The organism is Acinetobacter sp. 24-47-67 (genome assembly GCF_056779735.1).
Window position 1 is genome coordinate 86112 of record NZ_JBWYIK010000009.1, and the last position, 18555, is coordinate 104666.

Here is an 18555-nt window from a genome sequence, read left to right on the forward strand (position 1 = left end):
GAGTATTCATCAAATTAAATACTCCTTTTTCTTGCGCTAAAGCCCTGAAAAAGATATCCCCGATTCCTGTTTGTATTCCTGTGGATAAAAATAAAATATTATGGCAAACACCTGATTTTAATATACTTTAAGCAAAAGATTATAAAATAATCAAACCATAAAACCCTACTATTCTAAAAATTTATCCACCTTCTACCAGTAAAGTTGACCGAATATTTATCAAGTAAAATTAATCAAAACTGATTGATCATTTAGCAACCAACAATGGAACAACTGAATTTCTAAATATACTGGTCGTAATACTGCCCAAGAAAAATTGTTTTACTTTACTGCGACTATATGCGCCTAGCACAATTAATTGAATTTGATGTTGTTGCTGATAATCTAAAATATTCTCAGCGACATCTCCAAAACGGTATTCAACAACCACATCCAATCCAGCTTCACGTAAATACTGAGCTGGGATATCAAGAATTTCGGGATGATCACCGACATAAAGCAAATGACACTGAAGTGTTCTTAATAAATCACTTTTAGCAACACGATGCATCATCTCTTTACAAGTCTGAGAATCTTCATAGGCGAAAATAAAACGTGTTGGTGGCTTAAAGGTTTCACCAACAGTTAGAACCGTACAACGAGCACCACGAATAAAATTCTCTACATTACTCCCTAAGCTTTTGTGTTTTTCTGCAGAGCGCTCACCTACTCGACCAATAATCGCAATGTCATTTTCATTTAAAACATTGAAACTCTGTTCGAGGAAATCGCCTTTTTCTTGAATTTTTATCGGCGTAATACCATATTTTTCTTCGATCACTTCTGAAATATGTGAAAGAAGATTATTACTATAATCTAAGGCTAATTCACTTTGTTTTTGTTCTAATTCCGCGAGCTCTTTTAAGAGCATCGCATTACTTTCAAATCCAATCACACCACTAATTTCACCCAGATGATAACTTGCAGGATAGTAATCTAAAACCTGTAAAAGGACTAACTCACGTTTAGTTCGATCCGCAATCCAGGCTGCTGCTTCAGCTAAGGCATGAATACATGGGGATGAATCAATACACGCAATTACACGGTTCATGATTGCCTCACTTTGACATGATGTCTGATTGTTCTTTTCTTTAAACTATCATAGCTTTCGGGCAAATGAACATGGTTTATGTAATTTAATTCAATCTTTCGCATTACGAATTATTCACGCATTCGTATAAATTGAGCTGGATTCCCTGCAACAACTTCTCTTGCCTGAATATCCTTAGTAACCATACTATTCATACCTACAATCACCTGTTCATGTATGGTCACGCCATCTTTAATGCCCACATGCGCCCCTAACCAAACATCACGATGAATCTCAATGCCTTTTGAGCGTACTGCTTGCTGGTAAATAGGTTGATCTAAACTCATGCCATGGTCAAATGCATAAAGATGACAATAAGCTGCGATCCGTACTTGGTCATGAATCTTAATCCCAACGCGTCCACCATCTAAAATACAATGATGATTAACGGCGACTTCAGACCCAATTTCTAAAGGACCATGCAAGGTACAATCCGCGGCAATAAAAGTATTATCTCCAATAATGATCTTCCGACCACGCTCAGCAAAAATATGGGCTAAAGGGGAAATGAAACAATTTTCTCCAATTTCAACAGTCTCCATGTCCATTAAATAGGCTTGATAATCTTTTTGCCAAGCTTCAGCCCATTCACGATGCTTTGCCTTGAGTGACCAATATAACCAAGGCATGTAATTCAAACGATGTTTATGTTGTTCTCGATACTTGAGTAAAGGATCATGTTCCGTCACGTTCGACATCCTCTATATTCAATTGTTCACGTCCACGAGTCACATCTTGGATTTTCAGTTTAAACGGCTCAATTTCATGAATTTGCATACGTGCAGTAATCAATACTCCAGAGTCAACATATTCTTCAATATATTCAATTTTTTGTTGATTTAGCTCGTATTGAAAAATCGACCACACATTAAATTGGCATTTAAAATTTACAGTTTTCTTTTCGATGAGTTCAATTTTTTCGACCTGTAATAAGCATTGCCCTGCTACACCTCCGTATGCTCGTACCAAGCCTCCAGTTCCGAGTTTGATACCACCATACCAGCGGTTTACCAATACAATAATATTAGTGAGCTCATTCCCTTCAATCGTTGCAAGTATGGGTCTTCCAGCTGTTCCTGAAGGTTCTCCATCATCATTAAAACGGACTTGATGCCCAATTTTCCATGCCCAGCATTGATGGGTCGTCGAGGCATCAAAATACTGGTTTAAAAACTCTTTTACATCCTGTTCATTTTCCACAGGTGCGGTGATCGCCTGAAAACGGCTTTTCTTAATATCTTCTTCATAGATATAAGTCTGAGCAAGAGTAAATGGCATGGTAAATTACAAAGGTTGAACTCAAATACATTATGCGTGATTCAATCATATTAAAAAACCCAATCAAAACATCATTGATTGGGTTTTAAACAGACTGAAAAAATAGAGATTATCGTTCGCGTAACGCTTCTTTCGCCTTATTGAATGGTTTCAACAGGTATTCAAGAATCGTTTTTTGACCTGTCTTAATATCAACCGTTGATACCATACCCGGCGTGATTGGGAAAGCTTGCCCAGCTTTGTTATAAAGCTTGTCTGAATCAGTACGAATATACACACGATAATAGAATTGATCTTGTTTAACTTCATCACGTAGCGTATCAGGAGAAATAACTGTTACCTCTCCTTTCAAGCCACCGTAGATTGAATAATCGTAAGCAGTGATTTTAACTAAAGCTTCCTGTCCAGGATGAATAAATGCAATATCACGCGGTGAAATTCGCGCCTCAATTAAAAGTTGTTCATCTAAAGGGACAATGGTCATCAACTTACCATTCTGAGGAATAACACCACCCAAAGTCATCACATCAATTTCTTTTACCACACCGCGGACTGGTGCTTTAAAGATTGTACGATTCAGACTATCAGATTTACCTTTGATCACTTGTTGTTGAGTTTCGACATCAGTGCTCGCCTTAGATAACTCTTCGCGTGCCTGCACATAGTACTGGTTACGAATATCGTTAATTTGGTTGGTCAATTCATTTGCTTGACGTTTTAAACGTAAAACTTCAACTTCACTCGCAGCACCTTTGGCAACAAGCGGTTCTGTCATTCTCAATTCTTGCTGAACTAACGTAAGTGCTTGCGTTAAGCCAGCAATAGATTCTTCCATATTGGCACGTCTAGAACGATAAAGCTGAGTTTCTTCAGCAACCAATTTTGGAATTTTTTGAACTGACTCTGGAAATACCAGTGGACCACCATTCACTTCCGCACGTAAACGCGCAGCTGTTGCTTGCGATGACAGTAGTAAAGATTCTGATTCACCCACATTTGAAGCAAATCGTGTCGGATCAAGTTGAGCAAGGGTTTGCCCTTTTTCAACAATATCACCTTCTTTAACTTCAAGTTTGGTTAGAATCCCGCCCTCTAAAGATTGAATCACTTGTTCTTTAGAAGTTGGAACCACTTTACCTGTACCATTAGAAACTTCTTCAAGTTTGAAAATAGCTGCCCAAATAATGAGTGCAAGCAAACCCAGACCAATAATCCAAATCGTAATACTAACCTTCGGTAATGGTGGCTCTAACTGAGACACTTTTAATGAACGTTGTTGTTTTAATTCTTCGCTCATGATTTAGCCCCTGAATTTGCTTGTTGCTGGCCAGAATTATTTAAAATTTGATCACGTGGGCCATCCATAACGATACGACCATCATTCACCACAATAATACGATCCACTAACTCTAATACTGCACGGCGGTGGGTTGCCACAACCAATGTGCGATGTCCAAGCCAGTTCTTCATATGATCAATTAATTGTTTTTCAGATACATCATCAATCGCAGCTGTAGGCTCATCTAACAACAGAATATTTGGCTGACAAATGAGGAGTCTTGACAATAAAAGTGCCTGACGTTGTCCACCTGAGAAGCCTACACCACCTTCTAAAATAATATGATCTAGTCCCTCCTTCTTTTCTTGAATGAAGTTGAGTGCACCGGTTACTGCAAGTGCTTTTAATAAATCATCATCTGTAGCTAATGGTGCACCTAACGTTAAGTTTTCTCTGACTGTACCAAAGAATAGGTGCGCATTTTGATTCAACAAACCTACGTCACGACGAACGTCCGATGGATCTAACAAGGTAATATCAATATTATCTAATTGAACCTTACCTTGAACTGCAGTTTGCATACCTGAAAGTAATTGAAGAATGGTCGATTTACCTGCACCGTTACGCCCAAGAATCGCTATTTTTTCACCTGGTTTAATTTCAAGTTTAGGAATAACGATACTTGGTTTAGGATCTTCTTCGCCGTATTTAAAGACCACACCATTTAATTCATAATGACCATCGAGTACTGATCGCTGAATCAATTGTGAACGCTCAGGATGGTCAACCTGTTTACTCATTAATTCATCAAGACTTTCTTTCGCTGTTTTAGCTTGCTGATAACGACCAAGAACACCTGTAACCTGTGCAATTGGCGCTAACATACGTGATGATAGAATCGAACATGCCACCAACGCACCGGTGGTCATTTCTCCATCCATTACCGCAAAACAACCCACCAACACCACAATTGCAAAAGTCAACCCCTGTAATTTTTGAGTCCAAAGATTCAATACGCCTACAATTTTACGTTGTTTCATGCTGATAGAAGCTGAAACATCATTCATGTGATTCCACTGATTTTGAAAGCGGGACTCTGCACGTAGCAGTTTAATATCTTCAATACCTTGAACAGCTTCAACGAGAATCGCATTTCGTATTGATGACTCACGCATACCCTCTTTAGCCAATTGCGCTAATTTTTTTTGCGCCAAAAGCCCTGGAATAATCATCAGCGGTACAACCACCAAAATTACCCAGAAAAGATTGCCACCAATGAGCCAAAAAATACCAAGAAACAGGAAGAAGAATGGTAAATCAGCAAAGGCGGTAATTGTTGTAGATGTTACAAGCTCACGTACACCTTCTAGTTCACGAATTTGTGAAATAAACGTTCCCGTGGATTTAGATCGTTCACTATTTTTAATACGTAAAGCATGACCAAAGACCCGATCTGAGACTCTTAAATCCGCACGCTTACCAATCATATCTGAAAGAATTAATCGTGAGTATTTCAATGCGAATTCAAAGATTGCAGCAAGTAATACACCACCTGCCAATACCCACAAGGTTGGAATAGATTGTGCTGGAATAACTCGGTCATACACATTCATCGAGAATACGATTGTCGCGAGTGCTAATACGTTTGCAAGCAATGATGCAAACATAATATCGATATAGCGTTTCCAATCGCGTAATACAATTTCCCAAAACCAATTTTTTTCGTACGGTTTAATGTATTCGTCAATACGCGCATCAGGTACTGAGGTTTCTGGTCTTAAAATATAGACTGAGTCGATGACATCTAATAATGTATCTACTGAAAATGTCTGTGCTAACCCTTCATCACCGCTCAGTTGAACACTTGCGTTACCTTGTGCATCTGCACGATCAATGACGCCAACTTGCCCATCTTTAAATCCGACCAATACCGGTAAACGCCACGGATTTAAAATATCGGGGCTAAAATCCACTTTACGGACATGCAAACCTACTTGGCGTGTCATAATTGCCAAGATGTCATCGACTGACTGGTTCTGATTCCAATTTAGTTCTAAGCGAATACGTTCAGCAGAGGTTTCAATTCGATAGTGACGTGCAACCGTCAGGACACCTTGTAACCATGGTTGATAATTTATTCTTGTATTCATGGTTTCAATTCTACCCCTTGAATGGTCAAATTATTAAGTTGATATACATCGCGGCTCTTACCAGAAGCGGCAATATATTGAACTAAGTTTTCATAAATATCATAACGTGCCGTTTCAATATCTGAATTTGAACGGTGAATCGCTTGCTCAGCATTTAAAAGATCAACAGCTGTACGAGTGCCAAGTTTATATTGTTCTTGATATAACTCTTTCGTTCTGACTGATGTCGCTTGTTGATCAATTAATACTTTCATTTGTCGCTGTTTATTTTCAACTTGTTCTTGAGCACGACGAATTTCATCAATTGTTTCTAAATAAACTGCATTTACTTTTGCTTTGGCAGCTTCTTCTGCATACGATGCCGCACGACTGCGTGAACTAATTGCACCACCTTGGAAGAAAGTACTATTTGCTTCAAGCATAATAGAGCTATCTGTTCCATCGTCTTGATTGTTATTTGGATTACGTCCGTTGACTGCTTGACTTAATGTACCTTTAACATTTAACGTAGGATAACGACTCAATTGAGTTTGTTTTTTTTCTAATTCTGCAACATCAACTTCAGCTTTGGCAGCCATCATTTTCGGAATTTCGTTAAACTTTGGCTCTGAATAAATATCTGAAGCCTTAATTAAACTCTCAGGAATTTCCCAGTTATATTTTGATATATCTGTTCCCATCAAAGTTCTAAGACGTTGTTTAAATACATTGAGCTGTGTTTCTTGCAGAATTAAATTTGATTGTGCAGATTCATAATATGATTGCGCTTGAATTGGATCGGCCTGACTGCTGATACCTGCCTCTGCACGTAAGTTAGCAATTTCTCGGATTCGTGATATACCAGCAATTTGCTCACGTGCAATACGTGTAATTTCTTCATATCGCTTAATGTTCACAATGGCAGAAGCCACTTCAAGAGCAATTTGGTCAATTGTGACAAGAACTTGAGCTTGGCTAAACTGTAACTTGGCTTCTTCTGTACTCACTAGTGATTTTTGTTTACCAAAGTCAAAAAGTAGTTGTGTCGCATTGACATTAAATAATTGACGCCCTCTTTCTCCTGAAGTCATATCTCCAGTTGAAACACCTGCACTCAACTGTGGGTAATAACCTGCTTTAGCAACATCAATAAATGCATTTTGTGATGCGAGTGAAGAAACACTTTGTGTCACTTCAGGATGTCTAGCTACTGCGATCTTGATCGCATCGTATAAACTTAACGTTTGTTTATCAGCCGTACCATTCACAAGTGGCATCAAAGATGCTGGAGCACTAGGCGAAGCTTGTGTCGTTATCACAGGCAATTGTTCGACCTGTTTAGGATCAAAGCTAAAATCACTCAGTTCATTTAACTTAACTTGTCTAAAGTCATCATCAGCTTTAGGTTTAAAAAACTGATCCATATTTGATTTTAATGCAGTTAAACTGAATTTTTTCTTTGCTTGCGGTTCAGCATTCACCGTATTGTATTTTAGTTCAGAGACGACTTGATCAGCTTTAGGCTTAATATTTACAACTGGCTTAATCGACTGCGATTGTTCAGATATTTTCGCTTTCTGCTCTATTGGTTTTGAATAAACAATTGTAGGTTTATTTACAGCCAAAGCACTAGTCTGTTGTTGAACGATCAAGTTTGGACGCTCAATTACATTCTCTGTTTCTAACTTATTATGAGAACCTGATTTAAAAGGCCAAAAAGCTTTGGCTTTAGATACAAGACTTTGACGATGTTCAACTTGCGCTACTGTTGAAGGTGGAGCTTGTAGCAAGTTGTTTTGGCTGTTAATTTGTTGATCATTAACAATCTTCGGTTTTGGTGTATTAGACACTTTCAATGAAGATTCACTCACCGATTTTTGTAAAGACGGTGTCAAAACTTTTGTATTTGAAACATTGCCAGCAGCTTGGTGATGCCCCTCATCCAGCTTAGTTTTATCTTTGCCTATATTCCCAATAAATGTAAAGAGTTTACTTTTTGGTTTTTCTGTTTTGTCTTCTGAAACCGATGTTTCATTTTCTAGTAATTTTGCGTGTTGCGCCTCAATTAAAGATTCTGTTAGTTGATTTTGGATCTTTGGTTTAAGCGGTTTTAAAACCTGACGAGTGTCTTTAGTAGCGGGTTGTACAGTAGATGAAATAGTAGGTTTTAGAACATTTGGCGCTGAAGCCTCTTCAATATTCTGCTTTACCTTTGGCAGCAATACTTTTGGTTCAGATGCCGCTTTTTCACGCTTAACAAATGCAAAGAAAGATTTCTTTTGAGTCTTTTCCTTCGACTCATTCTGAGACTGCGAATTAGATAAAGGTATAGTGTTAACTTGAGCAATTTCATTTTCGACTATGTCGTCTAAATCAGGAACTTGTTCAATAACTTTAGGAACAAGAACCTGTTCTTTTACTTGCTCTTTCGAGATTTTGGATTTCGATTGGAATAATTTAAAACGTGGCTTTTCAAGCTGTTCAGGTATATCTTCAACAGTCTTTTTTTCCAAACTAAAGTTGATTTTTGGTTTTTGTAATTCTGCTGATAGTGCACGTTGGGTATCGTCAATTGCTAGAGGAGCGATTGCATCTTCAGCATGTACTTGTGTCGTACATAAACTGATCGCAAACAGCGTGATATACCCCATATCCTTCTGACTTAATTGATGTTTAGCCACTTGTAATCTCTATTAAAAAGTGTGAACTACGTCACATAAAATCAATCGTATTCTACAATGATTTTTATATTATTTCTGCGTCAATTGTAAACTTACGATTTGTTTGAGTTAATTTACAGTCTAAATATCTATAAAACAACATTATTTTATAGATATCACACTATTTTTTTAAACTGTGAAATCATCACCTAAATAAACTTTACGGACAGTTTCATCCATAAGTACTTGATCTGGTGTTCCTTCCGCAATGACAGATCCTTCGCTGACAATATAAGCATGCTCACAAATCGCGAGCGTTTCGCGAACGTTATGGTCTGTAATGAGTACACCGATACCACGTTCTTTTAAATTGCGAATAATGTCTTTGATATCACCTACAGAAATTGGATCTACCCCAGCAAAAGGCTCATCAAGGAGCATAAACTTAGGATCGGCGGCTAATGCTCGAGCGATTTCAGCACGGCGACGCTCCCCCCCTGACACACTCATCCCCAAAGAATCTTTAATATGTGTAATTTTAAAGTCTTCTAATAACTCTTGAAGTCTCTCTTTGCGTTGTTGCTTATTAAGATCCTTGCGCGTTTCAAGAATCGCCATAATATTATCTGAAATACTCAATTTACGAAAAATTGAAGCCTCTTGTGGCAAATAACCAATTCCATGACGAGCACGCTCATGCATTGCAAGGTCCGAAAGATCAAGATTATCTAAATGAATTTCACCTTTATCCATTCGAACCAGTCCGACTACCATGTAAAAGCTTGTCGTTTTTCCCGCCCCGTTCGGTCCAAGCAAACCCACAATTTGACCACTTTGCATGCTAAATGAAACATCTTTCACCACCCAGCGTTTACTATAAACTTTGGCAAGATGTTTAATTTTTAATGTTTGGATTTGTGATTCATTGACACTCATTAATCACGTACTCCAGAGAATGATTTTGAGGCAGAAGGTGGAATGATAATTTGTACACGACCTTTCGAACTGCCTGTGCCACTACTGCCACCGCCTACAACTTCGATATCACCCTTATTCATACTGTAACGCAAAGTGTTCCCACGAATACTTGCGCCATCTTGATACAAGTATGCATTACCCGACAAAGTAATAATGCCTGTATCAGCGTTATATACAATTTTAGAGGCTTCACCACGTGCAATGCCACGTTTAGACTCTAATTGCTGTTGGAATTTTGCAGGGGAACCTGACGCATTTACTGAGCTAATTTGGCGATTGGCATTGAGATTAGCAACTATAGAGGCTGCATTTAACTTGAAAGTACCTTGTTCAACAGAAACATTCCCCACATAGGTCGTTATACCTGTTTTGTCATTATAGGTCGCACGATCAGCTAAAAGCATGATGGGTTGATTACGATCACTTGGCAATGCAAATGCCATAACAGAAATAGAACTGAGTGCCACCATTGCTATTGCTTTAAGCATTTTTGAACCTGATAAATAAGAAGGTTTAGTTTGGTGCATACTTTCCTCGAATATTTTTAAAATCGTACTGACCTTCATTCAAATCTGCTTCTAAGCCTTGGCTGACAAAATCTGCATTTGGTGTTTGTACAGTAACTTGCTCAGATGTTTCAAGCTTTCTTGTTTTTGGATATCCTGTAAGCGCATCGGTTCGAAAAACCATTTTGCCCATTTCTCCTTGCTTGGTTGCAACAACATCTCCAGATAACACAATCTTCTCATTGTCATTGAAACCATGTGCTTGTTTAGCATAAAACGTAGCGTCTTCTACATTATTAGTAAACATGCTGGCATTTAAATTCTGCAAGCTTGATGTTTTCTGTTTCATATCTTGGTTCAGCTCATCCACTGTAGCCTTAACATAAAGCATGCCTTTTTCATCAGTTTGCAAAAGATTAATATTCTTTGCTGAATATGTCATCGATTGAGCGGATGAACCCTCTAATTTTTTCCCTTTACCGCTGTAATAATAATAGCCACCACTTATAGCAGCGACAATAACAGCAGTAATATATAAAACTTTAGTATCCATAAATCATCAACTATATTCAGCGTTCATATCAACTGCGTATTAGTGCGTTACAGCCAAATATTTTTCAAGAAGTTCATGGTAAACCCCTTTTGACAACAATAACATGTCACAAATTTCACGCACAGCGCCACGACCACCATAAGCTTGGGTTACAAGGTCTGCACGACGACGAACTTCAACATGACCATTTGGCACTGTTACTTTCATTCCCGCAATCGCAAAAGCTGATAAATCTGGCCAATCATCCCCCATATACAAGCAATCTTCTGGTTTTAAACTCAGTTGCGTACAAGCTTGCTGTAAGGCAGTCCCTTTGTCTTCACGCCCCTGATAAACTAAGTCTACACCTAGATCATTCATACGCTTTGTCACAATATTGCTTTGGCGACCGGTAATAATGACAACTTTAATTCCAGCTTGCTGAACAAGTTTCATCCCAAGTCCATCACGAATATCAAATGACTTAATTTCATCACCTGAGTTCGTCAACGTTACAAAACCATCACTTAGAATACCATCCACATCCAAAACCAACGCTTCGATATGTCGTGCTTGTTCTAACAATACATAAGATGCCATGAATTAATTTACCCCAGCTTGAATTAAATCGTGCATGCTAATCACACCAATCACTTGTTTGGCATCATTGACTACTACAAATTGATTGATTTTTTTAGCATTCATTTGCTCTAGCGCTTCAACCGCTCTTGCTTCTTGTGAAATGGTTAGAGGATTTTCAATCATAACCTTTGATACAGCAAGATTAACATCAAAACCTTGTTGCTTATCAATGAGACGTCGCAAGTCACCATCCGTAAATATACCTAACAAGACATCATTTTCATCCACAATTGTGGTTAATCCGAGACGTTTGTTTGATATTTCGTATAAAACTTTATTCATTGGTGTATCTGGTGAAACTTTTGGTAGAGAGTCACCCACGTGCATCAGATGTTTAACATGCAACAGTAATCGCTTACCGAGTGCACCAGCTGGATGCGACATGGCAAAATCATTTGCAGTAAATCCACGCGCTTCAAGTAAAGCAACAGCCAAAGCATCACCTAAAGCTAAAGTCGCTGTCGTGCTTGAAGTTGGTGCCAAACCTAATGGGCATGCCTCTTGAATATGACCAAGTGTAAGCGCAACATCAGCGTTCTGTGGCATTGGTCCACGGTCATCACCTGAAATTGTAATCAGCGGCACACCCAAATGTTTAATGAGTGGCATTAACATCATGATTTCATCACTTTTACCAGAGTTCGAAATCGCGATCAGCACATCTCCACGCACCAACATCCCTAGATCACCATGGCCTGCTTCACCTGGATGCATAAAAAAAGACGGAGTTCCTGTTGAAGCAAATGTTGCAGCCATTTTTCGACCGATATGACCAGATTTTCCCATACCTGTGACCACTAAACGGCCTTGGCACCGTAGGATAATTTGACATGCTTGGGAAAAGCGATCATCAATCTGATGAGATAGTACCGATAAAGCTTGACGCTCAATCTCCAAGGTTTCTTTTGCAACCTTTTGAAAATCAATTGGATATGAAGTATTTTCAGAATTCAAATCTGGGCACCTTGAAGCTGGATTCAGCCACAATTTTAATCATTAATTCATTCTTCATATATTAACATAAGCATGCAAGTATCTTTTTCTTAAATGTATAAATTTCATTTGCATGGATTTTTTACGCATAAAACTTTGTGAAAGATAAGCCTTAGGTTAAGATGAACCACCATTTTTTTAGCTTTTTGAAGACCTATGCAACCATTTGTTCTATATAACTCAGAGCAACGAAAAAAAGTTGAGTTTGTACCACGCAAAGAAGGACATATTGATATGTATGTCTGTGGGATGACAGTTTACGACTACTGTCATATCGGTCATGCTCGGGTTATGGTTGCATTTGACTATATTATTCGTTTTCTTCGTAGCCAAGGTTGGAAAGTTAAATATATTCGCAACATTACTGACATTGATGACAAAATCATTGCACGTGCAAATGAAAATGGTGAAAGCATTACAGCACTCACTAATCGCTTTATTCAGGCAATGAATGAAGATGCTGCAAATTTAGGATGCTTGGCACCTGATGAAGCACCTCGTGCGACAGAGTACATCGATCAAATGCAAAATATGATTGGTACTTTGGTCAATAATGGCACTGCATATCCTGCGTCAAACGGTGATGTGTACTTCGAAGTTGAAAAATTTAAAAAATACGGGCGTCTATCTGGTCGTAAACTCGAAGACATGCAAGCAGGTGCTTCCGAACGAGTCGATGTTGAAGTTGAAAAGAAACATCCTTTCGATTTTGTGCTATGGAAGCATGCAAAAGAAAATGAACCTTCTTGGAAATCTCCTTGGGGGAATGGTCGTCCAGGTTGGCATATTGAATGTTCAGCAATGTCTACATGTTGCCTTGGTAATCATTTTGATATCCATGGTGGTGGTTCTGACTTAACCTTCCCCCATCACGAAAATGAAATCGCACAAAGTGAAGCTGCAACTGGCGAACAATATGTAAACTATTGGATGCACGTAGGCTTTATCAATGTCGATGGTGAAAAAATGTCTAAATCTTTAGGCAATTTTTTCACGATTCGCGATGTCATGGAAAAATTCCATCCTGAAGTTATTCGCTACTTTATCGTTTCATCACACTATCGTAGCCCTGTGAATTTTTCTGATACTGCGCTTAAAGAAGCTAAAAACACATTAAGTCGTTTTTATCATTCATTTAAAGCATATCAACAGATATATGGTGCCGAAATTAATTCGCAATACGATGAAGCACTCGTTGAAAAGTTTAATGCAGCAATGCGGGATGATTTCAACACATCAGAAGCGATTGCGGTACTGTTTGAAATCAATAAAGAATTAAATCGTGCCGTAAAAGATGAACTTGCTGAACAGGCGGCCATATATTATGCCACCTTGCGCCATCTGACCAATATCTTAGGTCTTGTTCAACATAATGTTGATGAATTCCTAAAATCAGATATTGGTCAAGAAAGCTTATCTTTGAGTAATGATGAAATTGAAGATCTCATTCAACAACGCAAAGATGCCAAAAAAGAGAAAAACTTTGCGCGTGCAGATGAAATTCGCCAAAATCTTCTTGATCAAGGCATTGTACTTGAAGATACGCGTCAAGGAACTTTATGGCGACGTGCTGATTAATTCATCAATTAAGTTTTGGAAGTGTTGACAGGGTGTGCAAAATCACTATAATTCACACCATATTGCGGGAATAGCTCAGTTGGTAGAGCACAACCTTGCCAAGGTTGGGGTCGCGAGTTCGAGTCTCGTTTCCCGCTCCAAAATTTTAAAAGCTTCGGTCGAAAGATTGAGGCTTTTTTTATTGACTTAGATTCTCAAATAAAGTCGATCTAGATTAAATTATTGGAAAGAGGCAACACTTCACAGCCAACAGCCAACAGCCAACAGCCAACAGCCAACAGCCAACAGCCAACAGCCAACAGCCAACAGCCAAATTATTTATAAAAAATGAGATTTTAAATGAATAGTTATAAGTCAAAAATTTAGAAATCGATTACCGCATTTATGCAAAAACGTTAAAGTGTGAGTCAACAAATAAGTGCCTAGCTATTATTCCCATATTAATATTAAAAAAACATAAAATTATTCAATTCCAACGCTAAATTACAACTTAATAATGACCATAGATCCTAGCAACTACGTAATTTTGAAATAACATTATTATTCAATATGTTTTGTTTACAAAAGAGCATCACATGTCACAGCCTTTTTATCGATAATATTTGACTATTCAATTGGGTTAGTCAACTTGAGACTTAAAATGCAAGCAACAATAACAATAGGCGATAAAACAACTCATGGTGGTGTAGTTACTGAAGTTGATAGTACTTTTATTGTTCAGGGAAAAGCTGCTCATCTTCAAGGTATGAAACACTACTGTCCGAAATGCAAAACAATGGTTTCAGCAATAGCTAGTAATAGTCTTGTTCTTATTAATGGCAAGGAATGATTGTCGCTGGAGATAAAACTACATGTGGGGCGACTTTTATTCCAGGTCAAGTTCTAGTTGGAAAGTCACAAGGATTGGGAATGGGTTCATTTTCTCAAAGTACAAATGCTTTAGTTGAATCTAACAATTTAATTGATAACAAAGAGCTTTATAAAGCTCAATTTGAATTCAAAGATGAACACAACGGAACACCTCATGCTGATTTTTTCTATATTTTAACATTACCAAATGGTGAAAAAATTGAAAACTTTACCGGGAATGATGGCAAAACAATAGTTCATGAAATTGGTTATCAACCTGCTGAGGTGAAAGTTGAAACATTCGATTTATCTAAGCCTATGAAACCTTTTGAGTAAAATTATGAGTGATAAATTAGGTCCAAACACTGAAACAGTTCCTGGTAATGCTAAAGCATGGGAAGGCTACCCTGATAAAATTGAAAACTGTTCTGTCAGTCAACCATTTTGCCTTTTAGAGTTTAATCGGAAAATAGTTCAACCATACAACTTTATGATGCCTGCTCATATGTGGAAACACTTAGTAAATACAAATAAGCTAGAATACGCATTGGCAATTCGTTTTGGATTAGAACATGATGTATTACCACATGAGAATCTATTATCTGCAACAGGCTACCACACAAGAATGTACGTTCTGTTCCAGAGATATTTGAAAAAAAATGTTGTGAAAGAAGCAGCATTAATCGTTGCAGAATTTAAAAGTAATGAGTTTAAAACTAGGTTTGGAACAACTTTCGCTATTCAAGATCTGATTGGACTCAAAGGTACTTTAGATGATCTTAATATTAGTGATGTAATGGCTGGTGCGGCAGTTTTACAGATGAAAAATAGTGGTGAGAAAATCAACCGCTCAATGTACAAATTACTCTTCAACCAAGATTATAATCCAAAAATGCTAAAGGTTTTAGCTGAACAAGGAATTTATCCCGATGTTTAAAAATTCACATTTATTAATAGTTACTATTTTAACTGCTGCATTGTTTTCTACTGGATGTAATTCATCGCCTTCACTTCAACAAGAAGTGGATATTCAAGCAAGTTTTTTACCTACAATGTTACGTATTGATGGAAATATTTTTGCTTTAGCTAATCAAACCTCCCCAAATAATTTAACAATGGAGTTATTCGAATCTACTCTTTTAAAAGCAACTATGCTTCGTAAGTATGAAAAAGAAGCCAAAAATAACTTCAGTCTTGAAAAAGATCGTAATCCTGTAGAGCTTAACTCTATGTGCTTAATGACTAAATTTCTACTCAATAAATCTTACATTGAAAAAGCTAATTTAAACTCGGAGTTCTATGAAGATATTTATGGTTGGATTAATACCAAAAATAAACTTTGGTCAAATTTATTGAAAGATACTACCGCTGGAACGTTTGAATATCCATGTATCGTAAAACAATCAAATATCACGAACTAGTTCATTCTTATGTTGCAATTAAGCACTTATAAAGTGCTTTTTTATTGACTTAGATTCTCAAATAAAGTCGACATAGATTAAATTATTCGAAAGAGAAAAGAGAAGCTAGCCGACCAAAGTCAAAGTTGCTCCACACCCAATCACACTCGAACTTGAACAGGTTTTCATCTTAAATTCACGCTTTTTTTGATAATATTAATTACTTTAATGCTCTTTTTTAGGCTAAAAGCATGAGATTAAATGCTGACTTCTCTCAACCTGTAATAATTACTCCAGAGGATTATCAATGGATTCAATCCCCAAGAGGCGAAGTTAAACGAATGATGTTTGATCGTCTTGGCTTAGAACAAGCAAGAGCAACCAGCCTAGTTGAGTTCCCTTCAAATTCTCAGTTCCCAGAGCATCAACACCCCTTCGGTGAAGAAGTTCTAGTGTTAAACGGGACTTTTACTGAAGATGATCATCAGCACTATCCATCTGGATGGTATATGCGAAATCCTCACCTTTCTAAACATATTGTCTCGAGCTTAGATGGATGTCTGATCTTGGTGAAACTCATGCAAATGTCTGAAGAAGAAAAATTAGCTACACGAATTGATACTCGTGACGAGCGAAACTGGACCTATTTTAACAACAGAAAGATTTGCCAACTATTTCAATCTGAGTATGAAGACACCTTTCTCGAAAAACTCGAAAGCCAACAGGTTTTAGAATCAACACATCATAACGGTATTGAAATTTTCATTATCAAAGGTAAATTGGTGATGAATGAACGAAATTATTCAGCTGGTTCGTGGATGAGGTTTCCGACTCAACATCGTATTGAATTCAAAGCAGGTGCTTCTGGCGCTTTGATTTATGTAAAAAAAGATCATTTAAAAAATATATACCCCAAAAAACCCAATACATTATTGGGTTTTTAAGCTAGTGCATTGATTAAGATTCATCATATGCGCTTTTTTTCCAGACACCCATATCAATAAGCTTCTGAATTTGCTTATCAATCACTTCCGCTTTATATTCGTCGTGATGTCCCTGTTTTTGCTGCAAATACAAATTTTTAGGATATATATTATTTTTATAAATTAATTGTGCGCATTCTGCACGTATATCTTTCATCCAATTGGTCACCTGAGCGTGTGTACGATGATAACGAAGTGCCTCTATATCAACTACACCAGTGACATAGGTAGATCCATTGGTATCATGCTGTTTACCCACTATTTTACCTTTATGGTCCACAATCATAGAAAGACCACCACCACAATCGATCGGTGCTAATGTATTTTCATCAAGATACATCCCCCCAATATTAGGTGCTACTACGTACATATTATTTTCTAAAGCACGAGCACGATTGGAGATTTCAAATACATCATTTTCAGTAAATGAAGCTGGTAAAGATGCACGATAGACGACTTCAGCACCATTCATCGCTAGGCCTCGACCATTTTCTGGAAAATTACCTTCCATTGCCATCATGATGCCCAATCGACCAATTTCCGTATCAACCACTGGCCAAAATGATTGAAGCTCTTCACCATATTTTTTTACCCACTCATCATACAAATCATGAGGTGATGCTGAACGCTCGCATGGCAATAAAGCAGACATTTTGTGGTGTTTTAAAATAATTTCGCCTTGAGGATTTATAATAAATCCGACATTAAACATAATGCCTGGCCAATCCTCATTTTTAGCTTTGGCTTGCGCCATGATAAAAACATTATGTTTTTTAGCTAACTCACCTAAACGATCTGTTTCAGGGCCTGGTATATCGATCGCACCATCATCCAAGAATTCTTGAATATCAACATCGAGTGCTTCATCGTTGAAGCCCTGTAATGCCCCCTCTGGGAGAACCAACAGTCTTACTGGAATATCTAAAGAACTCAACCATAATGCACCGGATGTAAGTTCCTCTAAATGAGAGATATTTTTCATAATATCTGCTCTACAACTTGTGCCCCATATTGTTGGAACTAATCCTACTACACCATAAGGTTTGATCATTTTATTTTCCTCTAAATCCATTCAGTTTTTTAATGCACTTAAAAATTATCAGTGTGCTGATAATTATGCAAGTTCAAAAACCAAATAATTTAGAAAATTATTCTTCATTAATTTTTTTCATCCAATTCCTGACGATTCTTATTTCACTTTCACTAAAACCATCGACTAGAGAATCTTCTAAACGATCAATAGCATCACCACAATCTTCCATAAGTTTTTTCCCTAAATCTGATATCTCAATTAATTGAATTTTCTTATTCGTAGAATGAGAAGTTTTATAGAGAATATTTTGTTTTTCTAATTTTGAGATCATCAAATTTACTGTTTGCGGTGTTAATGAAGCAAAACGTGCTATTTCCGCATTTGTGAAACCTGGGTAAGTCAAAATAATTTTCAAAATTGTGAACTGTGGTGGAGTGATTGAATATTCAGCAAGTACACGCTCCATTTTTAAACGATATACATGGGATGTCTTTCTTAATAAAAATCCAAGGTAACCCGATTCATTATCAAATATTTCAGGTGAATTCGTATTTTTTTTAAACATACCTATTGCCCTTTTATAAAA

The 18555-nt window shown here is 37.4% G+C and carries 17 protein-coding genes, 1 tRNA gene and 1 pseudogene; 6 read left to right on the forward strand and 13 right to left on the reverse strand.

All coding sequences use genetic code 11. The features are described 5' to 3' along the window. Window positions 1–247: 247 nt before the first annotated feature. The 11 genes from AC1M9K_RS11300 to AC1M9K_RS11350 form a co-directional block, all read right to left on the reverse strand. On the reverse strand, window positions 248–1090 hold the full coding sequence (locus AC1M9K_RS11300) for a universal stress protein (RefSeq protein WP_481589318.1): 843 nt from the start codon (window positions 1088–1090) through the stop codon (window positions 248–250). Window positions 1091–1200: 110 nt separating this feature from the next. Beyond that, window positions 1201–1818 carry a DapH/DapD/GlmU-related protein gene (locus tag AC1M9K_RS11305; RefSeq protein ID WP_092767727.1) on the reverse strand — a complete coding sequence of 206 codons (618 nt, stop codon included), beginning with the start codon at window positions 1816–1818 and terminating at the stop codon, window positions 1201–1203. Beyond that, complete coding sequence (locus AC1M9K_RS11310; RefSeq protein WP_481589319.1) at window positions 1805–2407, reverse strand: IMPACT family protein; 603 nt, start codon at window positions 2405–2407, stop codon at window positions 1805–1807. The genes AC1M9K_RS11305 and AC1M9K_RS11310 overlap by 14 nt, the downstream gene beginning before the upstream one ends. A gap of 109 nt (window positions 2408–2516) precedes the next feature. Then, complete coding sequence (locus AC1M9K_RS11315; protein WP_035266373.1) at window positions 2517–3704, reverse strand: HlyD family type I secretion periplasmic adaptor subunit; 1188 nt, start codon at window positions 3702–3704, stop codon at window positions 2517–2519. Further along, window positions 3701–5836, reverse strand: coding sequence for a type I secretion system permease/ATPase (locus tag AC1M9K_RS11320; protein ID WP_092767723.1), 2136 nt, complete (start codon window positions 5834–5836; stop codon window positions 3701–3703). Before AC1M9K_RS11320 ends, AC1M9K_RS11315 begins: the two co-directional genes overlap by 4 nt. Continuing rightward, window positions 5833–7239 carry a TolC family outer membrane protein gene (locus AC1M9K_RS11325; protein ID WP_481589343.1) on the reverse strand — a complete coding sequence of 469 codons (1407 nt, stop codon included), beginning with the start codon at window positions 7237–7239 and terminating at the stop codon, window positions 5833–5835. The genes AC1M9K_RS11320 and AC1M9K_RS11325 overlap by 4 nt, the downstream gene beginning before the upstream one ends. A gap of 1425 nt (window positions 7240–8664) precedes the next feature. Next, window positions 8665–9411 carry an LPS export ABC transporter ATP-binding protein gene (gene lptB, locus AC1M9K_RS11330; RefSeq protein WP_481589320.1) on the reverse strand — a complete coding sequence of 249 codons (747 nt, stop codon included), beginning with the start codon at window positions 9409–9411 and terminating at the stop codon, window positions 8665–8667. Next, the gene (gene lptA, locus AC1M9K_RS11335; protein WP_373683313.1) at window positions 9411–9941 is read right to left on the reverse strand and encodes a lipopolysaccharide transport periplasmic protein LptA; all 531 of its coding nucleotides are present in this window, start codon (window positions 9939–9941) and stop codon (window positions 9411–9413) included. Before lptA ends, lptB begins: the two co-directional genes overlap by 1 nt. Before the next feature lie 25 nt (window positions 9942–9966). Beyond that, complete coding sequence (lptC, locus tag AC1M9K_RS11340; protein ID WP_180028221.1) at window positions 9967–10512, reverse strand: LPS export ABC transporter periplasmic protein LptC; 546 nt, start codon at window positions 10510–10512, stop codon at window positions 9967–9969. A 39-nt stretch (window positions 10513–10551) separates the two neighbouring features. Next, window positions 10552–11091 (reverse strand): KdsC family phosphatase, encoded by a 540-nt coding sequence (locus tag AC1M9K_RS11345; RefSeq protein ID WP_481589321.1) that lies wholly within the window; start codon window positions 11089–11091, stop codon window positions 10552–10554. Between the two features lie 3 nt (window positions 11092–11094). After that, complete coding sequence (locus AC1M9K_RS11350) at window positions 11095–12087, reverse strand: KpsF/GutQ family sugar-phosphate isomerase (RefSeq protein WP_481589322.1); 993 nt, start codon at window positions 12085–12087, stop codon at window positions 11095–11097. Between the two features lie 195 nt (window positions 12088–12282). Between AC1M9K_RS11350 and cysS the strand changes: the two genes are divergently transcribed. The 6 genes and pseudogenes from cysS to AC1M9K_RS11380 all read left to right on the forward strand — a co-directional run bounded on the left by cysS (window position 12283) and on the right by AC1M9K_RS11380 (window position 16897). Beyond that, window positions 12283–13704, forward strand: coding sequence for a cysteine--tRNA ligase (gene cysS / locus AC1M9K_RS11355; RefSeq protein ID WP_481589323.1), 1422 nt, complete (start codon window positions 12283–12285; stop codon window positions 13702–13704). Window positions 13705–13768: 64 nt separating this feature from the next. After that, window positions 13769–13844: transfer RNA gene (locus tag AC1M9K_RS11360), tRNA-Gly, on the forward strand. A 500-nt stretch (window positions 13845–14344) separates the two neighbouring features. Beyond that, window positions 14345–14589 (forward strand): annotated as a pseudogene (locus tag AC1M9K_RS11365) (PAAR domain-containing protein); the annotation flags it as partial. Window positions 14590–14893: 304 nt separating this feature from the next. After that, window positions 14894–15490: a hypothetical protein gene (locus tag AC1M9K_RS11370; RefSeq protein WP_481589324.1), complete on the forward strand. Its 597-nt coding sequence runs from the start codon at window positions 14894–14896 to the stop codon at window positions 15488–15490. Beyond that, window positions 15483–15974, forward strand: a complete 492-nt coding sequence (locus AC1M9K_RS11375; RefSeq protein WP_481589325.1) for a hypothetical protein — start codon at window positions 15483–15485, stop codon at window positions 15972–15974. The genes AC1M9K_RS11370 and AC1M9K_RS11375 overlap by 8 nt, the downstream gene beginning before the upstream one ends. Before the next feature lie 230 nt (window positions 15975–16204). After that, entirely contained in the window at window positions 16205–16897 is a 693-nt protein-coding gene (locus tag AC1M9K_RS11380; RefSeq protein ID WP_481589326.1) for a cupin domain-containing protein, read from the forward strand. Window positions 16898–16910: 13 nt separating this feature from the next. Here AC1M9K_RS11380 and AC1M9K_RS11385 read toward each other — a convergent pair whose 3' ends face one another. Together AC1M9K_RS11385 and AC1M9K_RS11390 are read right to left on the reverse strand one after the other, a co-directional pair. After that, window positions 16911–17987 (reverse strand): nitrilase-related carbon-nitrogen hydrolase, encoded by a 1077-nt coding sequence (locus tag AC1M9K_RS11385; protein WP_180028226.1) that lies wholly within the window; start codon window positions 17985–17987, stop codon window positions 16911–16913. Window positions 17988–18084: 97 nt separating this feature from the next. Continuing rightward, entirely contained in the window at window positions 18085–18534 is a 450-nt protein-coding gene (locus AC1M9K_RS11390) for a MarR family winged helix-turn-helix transcriptional regulator (protein WP_092767707.1), read from the reverse strand. Between the last annotated feature and the right edge of the window lie 21 nt (window positions 18535–18555).